The organism is Bacillus sp. EB106-07-01-XG149, assembly GCF_058791555.1.
In genome coordinates, this window is the sequence record NZ_JBYTDP010000003.1 from 694,077 (window position 1) to 713,939 (window position 19,863).

Consider the following 19,863-nt stretch of genomic DNA (forward strand, 5'->3'; position numbering starts at 1 on the left):
AATGTAGTAGAAAGGGTTTTTTATTCGTATGACGACAAGACAAGAGCGAATTTTACAATTGCCTTTTTTCGAAAATAAACGTGAACTTGCAGAGCAAGTGTTAAAAATGGAACGAGAAGAGCATATATATTTACCTGATCAATTTGAAATTAAGCAAGTACCGGCATATTCATTTGGTGAAAAGCAATCAATTATTGGCCGTATTCATGAGTTTTATTTCGTAAGTGTTGGTAGCGAAGGAGAATGGAAGTATCAACTGTTTAAGGACGAGATGAAGTGCCGTGAGTTTTTTATTACACTATCAGGGATAACGGATCAGCAGATTGCATTTTGGTTCAATAACATCGAGTTATTGAAAAGCTCTTAAAAAGCTTTTAAAAGCCCTTTTTTAGGTTTTGAGAGAGAGGATCTGGCGATTAGTGCTTATGTGGGTGCTCGACCGTTGTTTAAGACCAGAGATATGGAGAGTTACTAGGTTAGTTTAAGAAGATTTAAGTGAAGTGTAGTATGAATAATATGGTCTTAGCGTGTTAGATGGACTAATAAGTTTATTTGTGACGATAGATTTCTATAAAAGGAGAGGTGAGGAGGATGGCGCAGAATAAGTATCGCGTTACATTCATTTCGCCAAGTGAGGTTGAGCAGCGGACTGTAATGGCGGCGAGTAGTTTGCCAGATTTAATTCGTAAAGTAGAGAGTATTATTGCAGATTCGAACGGTTATTTTGTAAATGATAAAAAAAATAATTGCTATTTTAAAGTGATTAAAGAAAATGTTACGTTTATTCAATATGAGTTACTGTTTTCGGATAAGGAAATTCATATTGAAAAATTAAAACATATAGCACCAGCTATATTGAAACAATTATTTAAAAAAATAAATGATCCAGAATTATATGCGCTTGCGCTACTTGATGTTGATATAGCGACGAAAGAATATGTGCTAGAAGAAATGGATTCGGAGCTAAGAATAAGAGTAGAAACGGAGCTTTCGAAAAAGTGGGAAGCAATGCCGACAGAAATTGTAGGAGCACAAGAAGTGTTATTAGAGGCACTTGCTTCGTTTATACAAGAGTAAGCGTCTTTTAAAATAAATCGTTCGACTATCTATATTTTTCATATAGGTAGTTGACTTTTTCGTTTTAATAAAGCTTAATAATTAGATATAAGGAATTAATGGAAGGGGAGCGACACCTTTATGTCACAAGCACAAAGTATTTTATTAGAAAGTGGAACAAATGAATTAGAGATTGTCACATATACTGTTGGTGAAAATCTATTTAGTATTAACGTAATGAAAGTACGTGAAATCATTAATCCATTCCCTGTTACAACTGTGCCAGAATCTCATCATGCAGTTGAAGGTGTTGTTCAAGTACGTGGTGAAATTTTACCTGTTATTAACTTAGCGACAGCTCTTAATTTAAAATCGACAAAGCCACTTGATCAAACGAAATTTATTATTTCAGAATTAAATCAAATGAAAGTTATTTTCCGTGTTGATGAAGTGCATCGTATTCAACGTATTTCTTGGGAACAAATTGATGAACCAGCTTCATTATCTATGGGACTAGAAGAAACGACATCTGGTATTGTAAAGCTAGATGGACAAATCATTTTACTATTAGATTATGAGAAAATTGTATGCGAAATTAGCGGTACTGGTTATGACAACAAATCACTTGCAGGGTTAGAGCAAAAAACAGATCGAGCTGAAAAAGTTATTTATATTGCAGAAGATTCAGCAATGCTTCGCCAAATATTAGAAGAAACATTATCATCAGCTGGATATACGAAAATGAATTTCTTCAGCAATGGTGCAGAAGCGTTAGCACAAATTGAAAAATTAGCGAAAGAGCAAGGGGAAAAAATGTTTGAACATATTCACTTGCTAATTACTGATATTGAAATGCCGAAAATGGACGGACATCATTTAACGAAGGTGGTTAAGGATAGTGAAGTAATGAATCGTTTACCTGTCATTATTTTCTCTTCATTAATTACAAATGAATTATTCCATAAAGGCGAAGCTGTAGGAGCAAATGCGCAAGTAAGTAAGCCAGATATTCAAGAGTTAATTGGTTTAGTTGATAAGTTAGTGCTGTAAAAAACGTTTTGAAAAGCTTTTTTTAGCTGGAATAGAAGCTCTAACCATGCGTGGTGGCGGTCAGTGCCTAATAGAGCCCATGCGATGTGAGACCAGATATATGGAGTGGTTTTAGGTCAGTAGAAGAATAGAGCCTTTGATTGAGGGTTTGAAGAACTGATATACAACTCTATTTTTTAGTAGGGAGGAGGGAACTAGCCACGTGTAAGTAGTACTGGCTAGTTCCTTTTTGCATTCTATACTCTGCTGTACAGGTAGAAAGATTAAATATTTTTGGAGTGTTTGTGGCTGTATAAATAGTCTCTACTTCGAGATTTTCAATTCGTTTAATGAATAAATAGCGAGCTTGTTTATTTGAAAATATAAGAGAGCGTATTTTTGGAATATGCTAGTAAGGTTGCGTAGTAACGCAAACTTTTTCGGTGAAAATATATCTGAAATACCATATAATATAATTAATATGTAATTATACATATTAATTAAAAATAATTTTTCTATTTCTATACTTTCTATACATTTTTGTATGTTTAATATTTGACAGATAATTTCGAAATGTTATAATATGGATATGCAAAAATTGCTATTTTCTGAAAAGACATGGGAGTCAGATGAGAATTGTGAAAGGATGAGGGGGAGTGGCACAGATTATGTATCACCACACAGCAATCAATGTATTAAATCTTTTACAAAACATGTCAAATAATAAAATGAACGATGTACAACTAGAAGAGGAATTAAAAAAAATAGAGAAACAATTCCGAGTAGAGTATGAAGAATTAGTTGATTTATATAATAGAATGGTATTATTTCAAATAGATATAGAAAAAAATGGCGGGATGCGGGCGTATGAAAAATCTACAATTACATGGCTGAAGTCTGAGTTAGAGTTACTGTATGAAGTGTATCAATTTTCCCAACGTCACGGTTTAAACATTATTAATATTTCAAAATACGTCAGTAAAAAAGAGCTAAATCTTTTTCCAAAAACAGCAAGCCAATTGCAAAATACGTATTACAAATTAAAAAAATGTGAAATACCGTTTGAAAATATTGAAAAACAAAAACCAGGACGAAAGCGAAAATATGCGCCTGTAAAAGAACCAATTGTTGAAATAAAAAAAGAAAACAAACAAGAATTAAGAAATGAAGTTCCAAATACAGAGAACGAAAAAAATCTTGTAACAGTTATATCTGGCATTGTTGATAATTTTGAAACGATTAGCCAGTGTAGTGAAAGAAAAGAGCATGAACTACATCAGTTCATGGAAGGAATCTATAAGCTTTCTAGCATGGCTGCAGAGCGTTCAAAAGGTGAAAAGAATGCTCGTGGTCTTGAGGGCGAATTACATGTATTACGGGTTGAAAATGAAAGGCTAAAGCGAGAAAAGGAAGAGCTTGTTCATGATATAAAAGAAATGACGCAGCATTTAATTCATTTCATTACGAGCTCTGATATCAATCAAATTCGCACATTACCTTTCTTCGTAAAAGAATGTAAACAAGATTTGCATAAATTAGGGTTATATAACGCACAAGACGGTAAAATGAAAATTATGGTTGATCGTAGTGGGCAGGTTATGACTGTAACGCAGTAATAAAATTTGGGTACAAAATAAAAGGGAGATACATAGTGTATATGTATTTCCCTTTTGTTTTGTATGGAATCGTTTCAAGGAAGATGATTTTTTAAGATTGTAGTAACTTGGAAACCATTTGCGGTATTTGATTTGCTTGTGAAACCATACTAAGGGCAACTTCAGTTAACAATTTAAACTTTAAAAAATCGCTCATTTCCTGCGCCATATCCGCATCTTCAATTCGAGATGCAGCATCTGTTAGGGCCATACTTTGGCTATTTAAATTTTCAATATTAAACTGTAAACGATTCATCATAGCCCCAAGATCAGCACGATGAAGTGATACATTTTGTAAAGCCTCTTCAATTTTACGAATTGCCGCTCTTGCTTCTTGTTCTGTTGAAATCTTGATGTCATGTTGTGTAGGGGAAGGGGGAATGTGTTTCATTATATTTACTGTATGACCAATATCATCTAACGTAACAGGACGGTGTTTTCCATCAAACACGGATAAATCATTAAACTCAGTCGTCTCGCCAATATAGCCAGTTTGCTCTATTAAAGACTGAAACTCTTTATTCAGTGAATTACGGTTTTTATTTGAATTTGTACCATTAGCAGATTGAACAGCTAAATCACGCATGCGCTGTAAAATATTCATCACAGTTTGAAGTGCAGCTTCTGCCGTGCGAAGCATCGATATTGCATCCTCATTATTACGAATCGCCACACGCATACCACTCGCTCGTGCATGCATACGAGTCATAATCGCAATATTAGCTGGATTATCAGAAGCATGGTTTAACTTCTTACCAGTCGTCAAATGCTCCATCGCAACATGCATACGCTTCTCATTCTCATACAACGACTGCCTAGCATTCATACTCAAAACATTCGTACCAACACGCATAATAGACACTCCTTATAAAATTGATATAGTCAGTGTTCTAAAGCTAATAAACGGATATGGAAGGATCAAAGGGTTTGTACTTACTTTATCTTTTTGTTTTCATATACAGGACTAGGCTACAATCAGCTCTGACCGCTTCTAAATATGGATAAATCTTCTCTTCCAGCTAAGGAAAGCATTTAATCTATCTATATAGAAAAAATAAACCTCTCCGCAAGCAGAGAGGTTTATTCATGAAACTAACTCAAATGGCTTATTGTAATAATTTAGAAACCATTTGTGGAGTTTGGTTTGCTTGAGAAAGCATGCTGATACCAGCTTCGTTCAAGATTTTGAACTTAGTCATTTCAGACATTTCTTTCGCCATGTCAGCATCTTCGATTTGAGAAGCAGCTGAAGCCATAGAAGACGATTGGCTCTTCAGGTTGTTTACATTAAAGTCTAAGCGGTTTAATGTAGCACCTAGAGTTGCGCGGTTGTCAGCAACCATTTTTAATGCTTCATCAATTTTGTCAACAGCAGCTAATGCATCAGCTTTAGTAGTAGTTGCTGGTGTCATACCTGTGAATGCTTTAGCAACTTCTTTTGCATCATCCTCACCTTTTGCAGATTTATTATAAGTCTCAAAAGCTGCTTGCATTTTTGCTACATCTTGTTCGCTATATAAATCTTTCACTTTTTCGAAAGAAGTAGCAGCTTGGTCAACAGCGGTATTTCTAGCAGTTGGGTCAGTAATCGCTGTAGCAAGTGCTGTAATGTCTTTTTTAGCATCAGCTAGATTTTGTTGAGTAATTGTATTTTTGCCATCAAAAGCAGCGAAAATTGCTTGAGCTTTAGCTGGAGTTGCAGTTTTAGCGAATTCGTCAAATGCAAATTCAATTTCTCCAGCAGTTTTTTTATCGAATAAATCACTTGCTTTTGCGAAAGCTTCTTTAGCAGCTTCAACATCTGCCTTAAGTGCATCACCTGTAGCAGTTGTACCGTCAAGTTTATCAATAGCAGCTTTAGCAGCTTTGAAATTCACGTCAGCACTGTTATCAGTACCAATAGCTGTATTAGCGATACCAAGTTTATCAAGCGTAATACCTTTTAAAGAAACGCCAATTTGTTTTGATTTATCACTTGAGTCAAGAGTTTGAATGTTGATTGTTTGGTCATTTTTAAGTAAGTTCTTATCGTTAAATTGAGTGTTGTCAGCAATATAAGTAATTTGCTTTTGTAATTCACCAAATTCTTTTTGTAGTGCAGCTTGGTTTTTATCTGTGTTTGTTCCGTTCGCAGATTGGTTGGCAATGTCACGCATACGAAGTAAAATGTTAGATACAGAGTTTAAAGCTGAGTCAGCTGTACGGATTAATGACATACCATCTTGTGTGTTGTTAGCAGCTACGTTTAGACCGCTTTCACGTGCACGCATACGAGTTGCGATTGCAAGACCTGCTGCATCGTCAGAAGCGTTGTTGATACGTTTACCGCTTGATAAACGGTCCATAGAATTGCTCATTTTCGCTTGGTTTTGACGCATATATTCTTGCGTACGTAAACTATTAATGTTTGTGTTAATTCTCATGTTAAGAACCCCCATTTTTTTATATTGACTTTTCTGCAAATTGAAAAACGGTAATATGCGAAAAAATCAATTTCGAGATTTATTGTAATCCCTGTCATAGCGGGTGTCAACTAAAAATTCGAATTAATAAATATAAAAAAATAACAGTTTAACAATATATTCATTTTTTTATTACAATATTATTAAAAGGATTATTGCAAACTTTAAAAAAAAACTCTAATATTAGATTATCTTTGTTTACCGAAAAGGTGATATTATGTTAGTTGGAAATATAGTAAAAGAAGTGCTTGCATATAAGAAAGGACAAATTCAGCAAAAGCTAAGTAGTCCACAAGCATTCGTTAGTAGTCGTTTTCAAGAGAAGTTGCAGAGTGAACCTGCGAAGGAGACGAAGGGTACTACGCAGCCGGTAAATGTAGAGGATATGAGTCAGCCGGTACAATCTACAAAAATAGAAACGGCCGTAAATAAACCGGAAGAATCTATTAATAAAGTAGAGGAAGCGAGTAAGCCTGAAGAAAAAGCTGAAACGAAGAACGTAGATGAAGTGCAAGTCGCACAAAAAGAGTTTGAACGACGTTTCCCAGAAACGAAAAATGAGGCTGCTGATACGTGGGGATTAACGAAGAAGTATAATATTCAAAAAATACGTTCTTCCAATGAGGGGAAGTATGAGGATATTATTGATCGCGCTAGCCGTACATACGGAATTCCGAAAACGTTAATTCAAAAAATGATTGAAGTAGAGTCTAATTTTAATCCGAAAACGGTGTCACATGCAGGTGCGATGGGTCTTATGCAGCTTATGCCAGCGAATGTGAAAGAGATGGGTGTAAAAAATCCATTTTCACCAGCTGAAAGTATTGAGGGCGGTGTGAAAGAGTTAAGCGGCTATTTAAAGAAAAATAACGGCGACTTAGTATTGGCACTTGCTTCTTATAATGCTGGACCTGGTAATGTGAGAAAGTACGGAGGCGTACCACCATTTAAAGAAACGCAAGGATATATTAAAAAAATATTAAATATCGACGTTTCAAAATAAAAAGTTTCATATATAGAGAGAACATGAAATTTTCGTGAACATGATATGGGAGTTGGCTAGATTTGAAATTAAAAGATGATATTCCGTTAACAATTTATTTTGAAATCGGAAATACGAAAAAGAAAATTGAAGATTTGCTTCATATTACGAAAGGTACATTGTATCGTCTTGAAAATTCAACGAAAAATACGGTGCGTCTTATGCTTGAGAATGAAGAGATTGGAACCGGAAAGATTTTGACGAAGAATGGAAAGATGTACGTTGAAATCGTTGAATTGAAAAGGTAGGGAAGGGGATTGTCATGAGTGGCGAAAAATTAAGCCAAGAGCAAATTGATGCCCTGCTGAAGGCGGTAAATGAAGGCGAGGAAATGCCAGCTTTCGCACAAGAAGCAGGGAAGCAAGAGAAATTTCAAGAGTATGATTTTAATAGACCGGAGAAGTTCGGTGTTGAGCATTTACGTAGCTTGCAAGCGATTGCTTCTACATTTGGTAAACAGACGTCACAGACGTTGTCAGCGCGTATGCGTATTCCAATTGAGTTAGAGCCTTCAACGGTTGAACAAGTTCCATTTACGAGTGAGTATGTGGAGAAAATGCCGAAAGATTACTATTTATATTGCGTTATTGATCTTGGTCTTCCAGAGCTTGGAGAAATTGTTATTGAGATTGATTTAGCATTCGTTATTTACATTCATGAATGTTGGCTTGGCGGAGATAGTAAGCGTAACTTTACGATGCGCAGACCACTTACCGCATTTGAGTTTTTAACACTGGATAATATTTTTATGCTCCTTTGTAAAAATTTAGAGCAATCATTTGAAAGTGTTGTGGCGATTGAACCGAAATTTGTAACGACGGAGACAGATCCGAATGCATTAAAGATTACGACAGCGAGTGATATCATTTCATTACTGAACGTAAATATGAAAACAGATTTTTGGAATACGACGGTGCGTATCGGTATTCCGTTCTTATCTGTTGAAGAAATTATGGATAAGTTAACGTCTGAAAATATTGTCGAACATTCTTCGGATAAGCGTAAAAAGTATACGTCTGAAGTGGAAGTGAAAGTAAATCAAGTGTACAAACCTGTTCACGTTGCAATTGGCGAGCAAAAGATGACAATGGGTGAGATTGAACAAATTGAAGAAGGCGATATTATTCCGCTTCATACGAAAGTTTCGGATGAATTACTTGGTTATGTAGATGGAAAGCATAAATTTAATTGTTTTATTGGAAAAGATGGAACGCGTAAGGCGCTCTTATTTAAAAGTTTTGTAGAGTAGGAGGATCCACATGAAGCATGAAGTATCTCCTGTATCATTAATGGGATTAGAAGATTTTGCAGGAAAGCGAAATGAAGCAGGTAAAGCACATATTGATACTGTTTCAGACATTTCGATTGAACTTGGTGTAAAGCTTGGGAAGTCATCTATTACGCTCGGTGATGTGAAACAGTTAAAAGTTGGCGATGTTCTGGAAGTAGAGAAAAACCTAGGACATAAAGTAGATGTGTATTTAAGTAATATGAAAGTCGGCATCGGTGAAGCAATCGTAATGGACGAGAAGTTCGGTATTATCATTTCTGAAATTGAAGCCGATAAGAAGCAAGCTGCGCTTATGAAAGCGCAAAGTCAAATGCAAGATAAAGAGTAGAGGAGGAGTCATATGTCGTATATGACGACCTTATTTCAAGTCGTTTTACTGTTTGGTGCGCTCGGCTACGGTGCATATTATATGACGAAAAAGACGCGCAAGCAGCAGTTTTTTAAACAAGGTGAAAATGGCCATATTCAAGTAAAAGACGGCGTGTATTTAAATCATCAAACGAGCGCCTTTTTATTTGAAGTAGATGGCAAGCAAGTGTTCACTGTTATTAGTAATAACGGTGTGCAGTCTGTGCAATTAACAGGAACAGGAAATCAGTTTCAACAAGCGCTAGAAGACGCGGTGAAGAGTGAAACGAAAAAAGTAGAGGATCCATCATGAGAATAAAGAAACAGTTATCATTATTAGCCGTTATTTTCGTATTTTCTATCGTTTTTTCAATTGTTTTTGTAAATCCAGCGTATGCGGCCCCGAACGGTTTTATTAATTTCGAAAATGGAAAAGAGTTTACGAGTAATTCAAGTGTACAGTTATTTGCGCTCGTTACCCTTTTATCATTATCTTCTTCTATCGTTCTATTATTTACACACTTTACTTATTTTATGATCGTTCTTGGGATTACACGTCAAGGACTTGGGGTAATGAACTTACCACCGAACCAAGTGCTTGTAGGACTTGCACTATTTTTATCCCTCTTCACGATGCAGCCTGTACTTGGGCAGCTAAAGAGCGATGTGTGGGATCCGATGACGAAAGAGAAAATAACAGTAAGTCAAGCTGCGGAGACGACAGCTCCGATTATGAAAGAGTATATGTCAAAGCATACGTATAAGCATGATTTAAAAATGATGCTGAAAGTGCGCGGAGAAGAGTTGCCGAAAGATTTGAAAGATCTTTCCTTATTTACGCTCGTACCATCCTTTACGTTAACGCAAATCCAAAAAGGGTTGTTAACGGGGATGTTCATTTATTTAGCGTTTGTATTTATAGATTTGATTATTAGTACACTTTTAATGTACCTCGGGATGATGATGGTACCGCCGATGATTTTAAGTTTACCATTTAAAATACTCGTTTTCGTATATTTAGGTGGATATACAAAAATCGTCGACATTATGTTTAAAACGGTCGCCTGAAGCGTTTGATGCTATGTGATAGGAGTCATATAAATGAATACGTCACCAATTATAGATATTTTTCAAACCTTTTTTTATAAAGGGGTTATGATTTTAATGCCGGTTGCCGGTGTAAGTATGATTGTCGTTATTATCATCGCCGTCATTATGGCGATGATGCAAATTCAAGAGCAAACGCTGACGTTTTTACCGAAAATGGCGAGTATTGTACTCGTTATTATCATTTTAGGTCCGTGGATGTTTCAAGAGTTAACGACGCTTATTTTAGATTTATTTGATAAAATCCCATCGCTATTGCGTTCGTACTAAGATAGGTGAACTGAAATGAATATGGAATTATGGGCGGCGACGTTTTTTGCGTTTTGCCGCATTACTTCATTTTTATATTTTTTACCGTTTTTCTCAGGTCGATCCATTCCAGCGATGGCAAAGGTTACAGTAGGACTTGCTCTTTCAATTACAGTGGCCGATCAAGTTGATGTCTCTCACATAAAGACAACTTGGGACGTTGCAGCTTATGCAGGAACGCAAATTGTAATCGGATTATCGCTTTCAAAAATTGTAGAAATGCTGTGGAACATTCCAAAAATGGCAGGGCATATTTTAGACTTCGATATCGGTTTATCACAGGCAAGTTTGTTTGATGTAAATGCAGGCTCACAGTCTACTTTACTATCAACCATTTTTGATATATTTTTCCTCATTATTTTTATTTCACTTGGCGGCATTAATTATTTCGTTGCCACGATTTTAAAGTCGTTTCAATATACAGAGGCGATTTCAAAATTGCTGACGACTAGTTTTTTAGATAGTCTACTCGCAACGTTATTATTTGCGATTACATCAGCGGTTGAAATTGCTCTTCCGCTTATGGGAAGTTTATTCATCATTAACTTTGTTCTTATTTTAATCGCAAAAAATGCGCCACAATTAAATATTTTTATGAATGCATTCGTCATTAAAATTACGTGTGGTATTTTGTTTATTGCGATGAGTGTACCGATGCTCGGTTATGTGTTTAAAAATATGACGGATGTATTACTTGAGGAATATACGAAACTATTTAACTTTTTCTTAACGAAGTAGGGGGACGCGCATGGCAAAGGATAATAAAACAGAAAAGGCCACCCCGCAGAAGCGTAAGAAATCGCGTGAAGAAGGGAATATTGCCCGGAGTAAAGATTTAAATAATTTATTTTCCATACTCGTGTTAGCAGTTGTCGTTTATTTTTTCGGGGATTGGCTCGGTTATGAGATTGCAAATTCTGTAGCAGTACTGTTTGATCAAATTGGAAAAAATACAGATTCAACCGAGTATTTTTATTTAATGGGTATTTTACTACTAAAAGTATCAGCGCCGATATTAATACTTGTATACGCTTTTCATCTATTTAATTATATGATTCAAGTCGGTTTCTTATTTTCTTCTAAAGTCATTAAGCCGAAAGCTTCACGTATTAATCCAAAAAATTATTTTACGAGATTGTTTAGTCGTAAAAGTTTAGTAGATATTTTGAAATCACTATTTTATATGGGATTAATCGGTTATGTCGCTTACGTACTGTTCAAAAAGAATTTAGAGAAGATCGTTAGTATGATTGGATTTAACTGGACTGCGTCACTTACTGAAATTATTAGGCAAATTAAATTTATCTTTTTAGCTATTTTAATTATATTAATCGTTCTGTCTATTATTGATTTTATTTATCAAAAATGGGAGTACGAACAAGATATTAAGATGAAAAAAGAAGAAGTAAAACGAGAGCATAAAGATAATGAAGGGGACCCACAAGTAAAGGGGAAACGAAAAAACTTTATGCATGCGATCTTGCAAGGGACAATTGCGAAGAAGATGGATGGTGCAACGTTTATTGTAAACAACCCGACTCATATTTCGGTCGTACTTCGGTACAATAAGCAGGTTGATGCGGCGCCAATTGTCGTTGCAAAAGGGGAAGATGAGCTCGCATTATATATACGAACGCTTGCCCGCGAACAAGAAATACCAATGGTGGAAAACCGTCCGCTTGCTCGTTCTTTATATTATCAAGTCGAGGAAGATGAGACGATTCCAGAAGATTTATACGTAGCTGTAATTGAAGTTATGCGCTATTTAATTCAAACGAATGAACTTGAAGTATAATAGCGCGGTTGGAGGAGATTTCTTGTGTTTAAGATAGATTCTGCAAGAACCTATTTTTCTATCTTTTTAGCAGCGTCATTCGTAGTGGCGCTCTTAATTCCACTTCCACCATTTATACTTGATATCGTTATCGTTTTTTTACTAAGTATGTCAGTGCTTATTTATATGCGAGCAACAAGTATTAACGAGTGGGATGAATTAAAGTCATTTCCGACGATGCTGTTATTAATCGGGATTTTCCGCGTATCGATTAACGTATCGACGACGCGAGCGATTTTGACAGACGGAAATGCGGGGCATGTTATTGAAGAGTTCGGTCAGTTTGTAATTGGCGGGAACTTATTAATTGGTATCGTTATTTTCATAGTATTAATCATATTCCAGTTTATCGTTGCAAACGGTGCGTCTCGTACTGCTGAAGTTGCAGCTCGTTTTACACTTGATTCTTTACCCGGGAAACAAATGTCAATCGATGCGGATTTAAACCAGCGTATTATTACTGAAAAAGATGCACAGGCAAAACGAAAAAAATTAAATATGGAAACAGAGTTTTACGGGGCGATGGATGGTGCCGGGAAGTTCATTAAAGGGGACGTTATTTTCGGGATCGTCATTTTATTCGTAAACATTATTTTCGGTTTAATTGTCGGCATAATGCAGCAAGGAATGAGTTTTGCTGAAGCAGCTATTCACTATACACAGTTAACTGTCGGTGACGGAATTGTCAACCAAATCGGTTCGTTAATGCTTGCGATTTCAACAGGTATTATCGTAACACGTGTATTTGATGGTTCAGCGGATACAGTAACAGAAGGTATCTTTAAAGAATTATTAGCACATGAAGTCGTTGTATATGCGCTTGGTGGTTTATTTATAGCAATGGGTATTTTTACTCCGCTACCATTTCTACCATTTGCACTCGTTGGTGGAACAATTATCTTCTTAGGAATTCGCAATAAAAACCGAATAAAGAAAGAAAAAGAAGACGAGCTTCAAAAAGAATTAGAAATGATTCAAGGCGAAGATGAGCAACTGCAACAGGTGGAAGATTCATTCGGAGTATTTACAGATAAATATCCAATTATAGTAGAGCTCGGTTTAGATTTAGCAGCACTTGTAAAGCAGAAGATTAACGGGGAAACAGCTCGTGATAAAGTTGTTCTTATGAGGAAGTCGATTATTACCGACCTTGGTATTAACGTTCCTGGCATTAACTTTAAAGATAATACGAGTTTTAGACCACGCGGACGTTACATTATTCGTATTAAAGGTGCGAAGGCAGCTGAAGGTGTTTTAAAATCAGGTTATTTATTAGCATTGAAAACACCGAATGTAATGGCAGATTTAGATGCAGAACCAGCGAAAGATCCAATTTTCGGTGAAGATGGATATTGGATTTTAGAGCATATGGTACAAGATGCACAAATGAAAGGCTATCAAGTATTAGAGCCGCTTAGCATATTAATTACACATTTAGATGTTATCGTTAGACGTAATCTTCATGAGTTAATTCAGCGTCAACATGTAAAAGACTTAATTAACTCGCTTGAAAATGATAACGGCGTTTTACTAGAGGAGATTAAGAAGAAAGAAATCGACTTATCACTCGTTCAAAATGTTATTAAACAACTTCTAAAAGAAGGTATTTCTATTCGTGATTTACCAACCATTATTGAAGGTATTATTGACGGAAAAGAAATTTATCAAAACCACGTTGACGGTGTAACGTCATTCGTCCGTGAATGTATTTCAAAAGTTATTTGTGAAAATGCGAAAAATCCTGACGGTAAAATTTATGCGGCGCTCTTCTCGGATTCAATCGAGTTAGATGCTGATGTTGTAAATAATTCATACCAAGGTTACTTATTAAACTGGGATTTAGATTTGGAAACACGTGTTGTTGAACAAGTACAGCGTGTCTTTAAACAAGCTCGTTTAATGGGAAGAGAACCAGTATTATTAACGCGTAGAAAAGATTTCAGATTTGCGATTGTAAGACTTCTTGAGCGTTATCAAGTAGAAGCACAAGTACTTTGTATTAGCGAATTAGCACCGGAAATTGTTGTAGATCAAATTGCCTATATTGAATAGTAGGGGGTGAAGTAATGGAAAGTACAGAAAAGAAAGAAGCGTTAATGCGAATAAAAGCAGCTTCGAAAAATGAATTGTATCGAAAGTTATTTGACCAATATGGTACAGATTATTATTACGTTGTTGATGAAAGTGTAAAACGAAATATCCCGTTTTTTTGGAAAAAGAATTATGAAATGTTAGTTGCTTTTCCAGAGGATAAACAGGAAGAAGTCAATGAAGGCACAGCTCAATTTCATGAACAATTAATGGATGTTGTAAATGATCCTTCAGAACAAATTGTGAAGGCGAACGGAATTCAATCGGTACTGCACAATTTAGAAAACGTGACGACTTCTATGTCATATGCGGCGATGCAAACAGGAAATAGTGAAGAATGGACAAGAAAGAAAGAGAAACTATTAAAGCTGTTTGAAAAAGGTATCGTCGTTGTGAAGCAGACGGAAGAAACGAAAGTAGCGAAAGTAACAAAAAAGCAAAAAACTGTGAAAAAAGTTGTTCCGGTCAAGAAAGAAGAAGTGGTTGTAAAAAAAGAAAACCAAGAATCTGTACCGTTTATTATTCAAAAAGTAATTCGCATGCTAGAGCAAAACGATGTAGAACAATATTTCATTCATGCATATGCTGAAAAGTTAAAAGTGAAGTTTGAGAATGCGACGATGATTACAGAAGAAGAAGTGATCGGATATATATTGGAAGATATGAGATCTCATTTCAACACGGAAAACGTTTTTGAAAAAGAAGTGCAAACAATTGCATTAATCGGTCCAACTGGAGTTGGAAAAACGACGACACTTGCGAAAATGGCATGGCAGTTTCACGGTAAGAAAAAAACGGTTGGTTTTATTACGACAGATCATTCGCGCATTGGAACAGTACAGCAACTGCAAGATTACGTCAAGACAATTGGATTTGAAGTAATCGCTGTACGTGATGAAGCTGCGATGACAAGAGCGCTTACGTATTTTAAAGAAGAAGCGCGCGTCGATTATATTTTAATTGATACCGCCGGAAAAAATTATCGTGCGTCAGAAACAGTAGAAGAAATGATTGAAACGATGGGACAAGTAGAGCCAGATTATATTTGTTTAACGTTATCAGCTTCGATGAAAAGTAAAGACATGATTGAAATCATTACGAATTTTAAAGATATTCATATTGATGGTATCGTATTTACGAAATTTGATGAAACAGCAAGTAGTGGTGAATTGTTGAAAATTCCAGCAGTATCATCAGCTCCAATTGTATTAATGACAGACGGACAAGACGTGAAGCAACATATACATATCGCTACAGCTGAACATTTAGCGAAACAAATGTTGCAAACATCATAGAAGAGAGGTGAAGGATAAGGCAACTGCCTTATTCAAACGATTATGAACGGTCTTTATATAGGTTCTATGGGTATGATGAATTACATGCAGCGTATTAATGTTCATTCGAATAACGTTGCAAATGCTCAAACGACAGGATTTAAAGCAGAAAATATGACTTCTAAAGTATTTGATGTACAAGACACATATCGCCGCGGAGATGGGGCTGTGACAAATATCGGCTCGACTGATTACGCTGTAGTACCAGCCGCAACGCATGTGAACTTAGTACAAGGAAATATACAAATGACAAATAGTGATACAGATTTCTTTTTAGATGATGGAACTGCTGGCGCAGCTTCGTTTTTCGTTACATCTAAAAATAATGAAACGTTTTTAACGAGAGACGGTAGTTTTACATTAAATAGTGATCGTTACCTGCAAACAACTTCAGGCGCTTTCGTAATGGGAGAGAATAATGAACGTATTCGTATTCCAGAAGGAGCAAAAGTAGCTGTACAAGCAGACGGTACGTTATATGATGCAGTAACACAAAATAATATTGCCCGCCTGCAAACAAAAACAGTAGGTGCAGAAGCGAATAATCGTCTCGTACAAAGAGAGAACAAAAGCTTTACACTAGCAGAAGGAAACATTGCTGATTTACCGAACGGAGCAGGGACAGTAAAAAACCATATGCTAGAAAATTCAAATGTAGATATGACGAAAGAGATGGCTGATCTTATGACGGATCAAAAAATGATTTCAGCGTCACAACGCGTTATGACTTCATTTGATAAAATTTATGAAAAAGAAGCGAATGAAATATTGAGATAAGAGACTTCCCTTAGTGGAAGTCTTTTTTTATTATTGCTATTATTACAGTTACATCATAAAATGATAATGATTATCAATATCATTTTATCTTTTTTCATAATGATAGAAACATTTGTTTAACTAAGTGAATTAAAAACAAGGGGATGGTGTGTATGTCTACAAAAAAACAACTGTGCATTGGATTATGTTTAATTTCTAGAAAGAAAGAGCAAGAAAGTGAGTTTAATTCGGGAATTGAAGAGCAAGTAGAGTTAGCGAAACAAGCAGAAAAATCGAAGTTAGATTTTGTTTTTAAAGCAGATTATTTAGTAGCGCACCCAGATTTAATTGCTCGTAATAAGGGAAATGTCATTTTAGATCCGACGTTACTGTTTACTGCTATTGCTTATGCAACAGAAAAAATTGGAGTCGTGACGACTGCTTCAACGTCGTTTTATCCACCATATATATTAGCGAGGCAATTACAATCTTTACACTGGATTAGTAACGGCCGAGTAGGCTGGAATATTGTTACATCCATTGACGGCGCTGAAAACTTTGGTGAGGAAGTGATGCCATCATCAGAGGAACGATACGCGAAAGCAGCAGAATGTACAGCGTTAGTAAGAAAACTTTGGGGAAGTCATCCTAATGAAGTTTTGAATGTAGATAATCCTGATGTTATTAGAGAGATGATAAAGCCTATCGAGCATAATGGTGAATACTTTGAGGTGAAAGGGCCACTTAATATTCCGCAGCATATTTCAGGAGAAATGCCATTATTCCAAGCTGGTGCTTCAGAGTCAGGCCGGAATTTTGCTGCTTCTGTTGCGGATGCAATTTTTGCTGCAACGCCAGATGTAGAGTCAGGAATGGAACTGCGTCAAGATTTAAGAAGAAGAGCAGAACAGCATGGCCGAAAGCAAGATGATATACGTGTATTGCCTGGGTTATATTTCTTTATAGGTGATACATATGAAGAAGCGTTAGAAATGCATAGGCAAGCTCATCAACACCTCACAAAAGAGAAGAGATACTCGTTACTCGAAATGGTTCTCGGACTAAATGCGAGAGGGATTCCGCTAGAAAGTAAGATTACGGAAGAGATGTTGCCAAGCCGTGATCAAACTGTTCGCAGTAAAACACACGCTGAATTATTACGCAACTACATTATTAAAAATGAACCAACTGTTGAACAAATACTAGAACGACCAGAAGTTGTTGGCTCGGCTCATTGGGTTGCGGTTGGTACAGCGCAAGACGTTGCGAAACAAATTATGGATAGGTTTGAGGCCGGAGCGTTAGATGGATTTATTGCTATTCCAGGAGGACCTCCAAAGTCACTAGATCTATTCTTTAGTGAAGTTATTCCTTTATTTGTGAAGGCCGGTGTATTTAGGGAAGAGTATACAGGCTCTACTTTACGGGAGCATTTAGGGGGAAAGTCACCAAAAACTTTGCAGTTAAAATAACAGGAGTGTTATGTACAAAAAGCCTTTCATAAGAAGGCTTTTTATTTTTGGATTAAATTTCAGAATTATCAATTGACTTTACGGGTCTGTTTTTTTATATTAGTAGGTATACTAATAACTACTAATATACATGCATCGTTTTGAGATGAGAGTTATATAGAATGTGAGGGATTGCCGATGGATGAAATAATAAAGGAATTACAAAAGTTAGGTTTTTCCCAGTACGAATGTAAAGCGTATATTGGACTATTAAAACATTCCCCAGTAACTGGGTATGAAGTGAGTAAACAGACAGGAGTACCTCGTTCGATGATTTATGAAGTGCTCGGTAAATTGATGGATAAAGGAGCAGTGCATATCGTTCCTACTGAACCAGTGAAATATGTACCAGTACCAGCTACGGAGCTAATGGATCGAATGCGAAAAGATTTTGAAAAGTCCTTTGAATTTTTAGACCGGAAATTAAATTGTTTAGAACAAGAGCGACAAATAGATGTAATTTCGCATATTCGCTCAAATGATCGTGTTTTAAAAGAAATATGCAATATAATTAATAGGGCGAAGGAAGAGCTATGGATTTCTGTTTGGGAAGATCAAGTGCATGAAATTGAGCCATATATTCGTCAAAAGGAAGAGGAAGGTGTACATATATTTTCAATCTTATTTGGCGCTCCCAATACAAAAATAGGCGCGACGTTTCACCATAATTATATGACACCCCACGTTGTTGAAAAGAGAATGGGTGGTCATTTAACTGTTATTGCTCGTGATGGAGAGGAAGTATTAATTGCGAACTTTTCAAATGATAGTACCTCATGGGCCGTAACAACGTATGACCCAGCACTAGTTCTCGTTGCTACAGAGTATGTGCGGCACGATATTATGGTTGAAGAAATTACGAAGGAATTTGGAGCTGATAAGTTAGATACGTTGTGGCGTGAAAATATAGATTTAGTTCATGTCGTAACAGGAAAACGAACTTTAGAAGGAATGGAGGATGAAACGGATGAGTAAAGCTGAGGCACATGTAGCTTTGCAGAGTGATGATACATTTCAGCAAGGAGTAAAAGATTGTTTACCGACTGTATTTGGTTATTTAAGCATCGGTATAGCAGCTGGTGTAATTGCAAAAACAGCAGGTTTCTCCATCATTGAAATTGCATTTATGTCCACTTTAATTTATGCGGGTTCTGCCCAATTTATATTAGCTGGTATGTATGCAGCCGGTGCTCCTGCTTCTGCAATTATTTTCACCGTCTTTTTTGTTAATTTACGCCATTTATTAATGAGCGCAGCGCTTGCTCCCTATTTTACGAAAATTCCTCTATTTAAAAACTTAATCATCGGTTCGCAAATTACAGATGAAACTTTCGGCGTTGCAGTGCAGCACGCAGCGCAAAAAGGATATGTAGGTGACAGGTGGATGATGGGGTTAAATGTCACAGCATATTTAAATTGGATTCTTGCTACTGTTATTGGCGGGCTGTTTGGTGAGTGGATACCAGATCCGCATACGTACGGCATGGATTATGCATTACCAGCAATGTTTATCGGATTATTTGTTCTTCAGCTCATAAGTAGTAAACCGAAACTAGCAATTCATCTTACTGTTGCAATTGTAGCGATTATGATCGCATACGTTTCACACTTATTTATGCCAGATAGTATAGCGGTTATTATCGCAACATTACTAGCTGCGACGATTGGAGTTGTGATTGAAAAATGGAAATGAGATTGGACGTACTATTACTTTTACTAGCAGCAGGAGCTGTCACACTCGTGCCACGTATTTTACCTCTACTCGTATTTAGCAAACTACAAATTCCAGACTGGGGTTTAAAATGGTTAAATTACATACCAATTGCGATATTAGCAGCACTTTTAGCACAAGTATTATTTATGCATGAGACGATGCAGTGGGATTACCTTATCGCAGCAATCCCAACATTTCTTGTTGCGATATATACTCGTAGTTTATTAGGTACAGTATTAACGGGAGTGATTGTGATTATTTTGTTACGTTTCTTTTTCTAAAAAGGATTACGCTCATATAATAGCGAAAGGTGTAATAACATGA

General features: G+C 36.2%; 22 protein-coding genes. 20 read left to right on the plus strand and 2 right to left on the minus strand.

What is annotated here, in order from left to right:
- Positions 1 to 28 precede the first annotated feature (28 nt).
- The 4 genes from AC3WTA_RS15920 (at position 29) to AC3WTA_RS15935 (ending at position 3,701) form a co-directional block, all read left to right on the plus strand.
- Positions 29 to 367, plus strand: coding sequence for a DUF3964 family protein (locus AC3WTA_RS15920; protein ID WP_000213334.1), 339 nt, complete (start codon positions 29 to 31; stop codon positions 365 to 367).
- A gap of 224 nt (positions 368 to 591) precedes the next feature.
- Positions 592 to 1,077, plus strand: a complete 486-nt coding sequence (locus AC3WTA_RS15925) for a LysR family transcriptional regulator (protein ID WP_097860175.1) — start codon at positions 592 to 594, stop codon at positions 1,075 to 1,077.
- Between the two features lie 120 nt (positions 1,078 to 1,197).
- The gene (locus tag AC3WTA_RS15930) at positions 1,198 to 2,106 is read left to right on the plus strand and encodes a chemotaxis protein (protein ID WP_000075958.1); all 909 of its coding nucleotides are present in this window, start codon (positions 1,198 to 1,200) and stop codon (positions 2,104 to 2,106) included.
- Between the two features lie 647 nt (positions 2,107 to 2,753).
- Entirely contained in the window at positions 2,754 to 3,701 is a 948-nt protein-coding gene (locus tag AC3WTA_RS15935; RefSeq protein ID WP_492332942.1) for a DNA-binding domain-containing protein, read from the plus strand.
- 91 nt (positions 3,702 to 3,792) lie between these two features.
- Here the strand turns inward: AC3WTA_RS15935 and AC3WTA_RS15940 are convergent, their stop codons facing one another.
- Positions 3,793 to 4,593, minus strand: coding sequence for a flagellin N-terminal helical domain-containing protein (locus tag AC3WTA_RS15940; RefSeq protein ID WP_492332930.1), 801 nt, complete (start codon positions 4,591 to 4,593; stop codon positions 3,793 to 3,795).
- Positions 4,594 to 4,846: 253 nt separating this feature from the next.
- Complete coding sequence (locus AC3WTA_RS15945; protein ID WP_001222326.1) at positions 4,847 to 6,163, minus strand: flagellin N-terminal helical domain-containing protein; 1,317 nt, start codon at positions 6,161 to 6,163, stop codon at positions 4,847 to 4,849.
- Between the two features lie 256 nt (positions 6,164 to 6,419).
- Here AC3WTA_RS15945 and AC3WTA_RS15950 point away from each other — a divergent pair, with 256 nt between their 5' ends.
- From AC3WTA_RS15950 to AC3WTA_RS16025, 16 genes are all read left to right on the plus strand, one after another.
- Positions 6,420 to 7,205 (plus strand): lytic transglycosylase domain-containing protein, encoded by a 786-nt coding sequence (locus AC3WTA_RS15950; RefSeq protein WP_000960072.1) that lies wholly within the window; start codon positions 6,420 to 6,422, stop codon positions 7,203 to 7,205.
- A gap of 62 nt (positions 7,206 to 7,267) precedes the next feature.
- Complete coding sequence (locus AC3WTA_RS15955) at positions 7,268 to 7,492, plus strand: flagellar motor switch protein FliN (protein ID WP_098376192.1); 225 nt, start codon at positions 7,268 to 7,270, stop codon at positions 7,490 to 7,492.
- 14 nt (positions 7,493 to 7,506) lie between these two features.
- A complete protein-coding gene (gene fliM, locus AC3WTA_RS15960; RefSeq protein WP_000012366.1) occupies positions 7,507 to 8,493 on the plus strand; it encodes a flagellar motor switch protein FliM in 987 nt (328 codons plus the stop codon).
- A gap of 10 nt (positions 8,494 to 8,503) precedes the next feature.
- Positions 8,504 to 8,863: a flagellar motor switch protein FliN gene (gene fliN / locus AC3WTA_RS15965; RefSeq protein ID WP_000680010.1), complete on the plus strand. Its 360-nt coding sequence runs from the start codon at positions 8,504 to 8,506 to the stop codon at positions 8,861 to 8,863.
- Between the two features lie 12 nt (positions 8,864 to 8,875).
- Complete coding sequence (locus AC3WTA_RS15970) at positions 8,876 to 9,196, plus strand: hypothetical protein (protein WP_000121176.1); 321 nt, start codon at positions 8,876 to 8,878, stop codon at positions 9,194 to 9,196.
- On the plus strand, positions 9,193 to 9,951 hold the full coding sequence (locus tag AC3WTA_RS15975) for a flagellar type III secretion system pore protein FliP (RefSeq protein ID WP_001220587.1): 759 nt from the start codon (positions 9,193 to 9,195) through the stop codon (positions 9,949 to 9,951). The genes AC3WTA_RS15970 and AC3WTA_RS15975 overlap by 4 nt, the downstream gene beginning before the upstream one ends.
- A 33-nt stretch (positions 9,952 to 9,984) precedes the next feature.
- Positions 9,985 to 10,260: a flagellar biosynthetic protein FliQ gene (locus AC3WTA_RS15980; protein ID WP_001098085.1), complete on the plus strand. Its 276-nt coding sequence runs from the start codon at positions 9,985 to 9,987 to the stop codon at positions 10,258 to 10,260.
- Positions 10,261 to 10,275: 15 nt separating this feature from the next.
- Positions 10,276 to 11,037 (plus strand): flagellar biosynthetic protein FliR, encoded by a 762-nt coding sequence (locus tag AC3WTA_RS15985; protein WP_001055715.1) that lies wholly within the window; start codon positions 10,276 to 10,278, stop codon positions 11,035 to 11,037.
- Positions 11,038 to 11,047: 10 nt separating this feature from the next.
- The gene (gene flhB, locus AC3WTA_RS15990; RefSeq protein WP_001040117.1) at positions 11,048 to 12,094 is read left to right on the plus strand and encodes a flagellar type III secretion system protein FlhB; all 1,047 of its coding nucleotides are present in this window, start codon (positions 11,048 to 11,050) and stop codon (positions 12,092 to 12,094) included.
- 24 nt (positions 12,095 to 12,118) lie between these two features.
- Positions 12,119 to 14,185, plus strand: coding sequence for a flagellar biosynthesis protein FlhA (gene flhA / locus AC3WTA_RS15995; RefSeq protein ID WP_492332931.1), 2,067 nt, complete (start codon positions 12,119 to 12,121; stop codon positions 14,183 to 14,185).
- A 14-nt stretch (positions 14,186 to 14,199) separates the two neighbouring features.
- Positions 14,200 to 15,519 (plus strand): flagellar biosynthesis GTPase FlhF, encoded by a 1,320-nt coding sequence (gene flhF, locus AC3WTA_RS16000; protein WP_000446198.1) that lies wholly within the window; start codon positions 14,200 to 14,202, stop codon positions 15,517 to 15,519.
- Positions 15,520 to 15,561: 42 nt separating this feature from the next.
- Positions 15,562 to 16,335, plus strand: coding sequence for a flagellar basal-body rod protein FlgG (locus AC3WTA_RS16005; protein ID WP_001013928.1), 774 nt, complete (start codon positions 15,562 to 15,564; stop codon positions 16,333 to 16,335).
- Between the two features lie 152 nt (positions 16,336 to 16,487).
- Positions 16,488 to 17,786 (plus strand): NtaA/DmoA family FMN-dependent monooxygenase, encoded by a 1,299-nt coding sequence (locus AC3WTA_RS16010; RefSeq protein WP_078183424.1) that lies wholly within the window; start codon positions 16,488 to 16,490, stop codon positions 17,784 to 17,786.
- Positions 17,787 to 17,963: 177 nt separating this feature from the next.
- Positions 17,964 to 18,800 (plus strand): TrmB family transcriptional regulator, encoded by an 837-nt coding sequence (locus AC3WTA_RS16015; protein ID WP_070168643.1) that lies wholly within the window; start codon positions 17,964 to 17,966, stop codon positions 18,798 to 18,800.
- Positions 18,793 to 19,518 carry an AzlC family ABC transporter permease gene (locus tag AC3WTA_RS16020; RefSeq protein ID WP_070168644.1) on the plus strand — a complete coding sequence of 242 codons (726 nt, stop codon included), beginning with the start codon at positions 18,793 to 18,795 and terminating at the stop codon, positions 19,516 to 19,518. The genes AC3WTA_RS16015 and AC3WTA_RS16020 overlap by 8 nt, the downstream gene beginning before the upstream one ends.
- On the plus strand, positions 19,509 to 19,820 hold the full coding sequence (locus AC3WTA_RS16025) for an AzlD domain-containing protein (protein ID WP_000425942.1): 312 nt from the start codon (positions 19,509 to 19,511) through the stop codon (positions 19,818 to 19,820). Before AC3WTA_RS16020 ends, AC3WTA_RS16025 begins: the two co-directional genes overlap by 10 nt.
- Positions 19,821 to 19,863 lie beyond the last annotated feature (43 nt).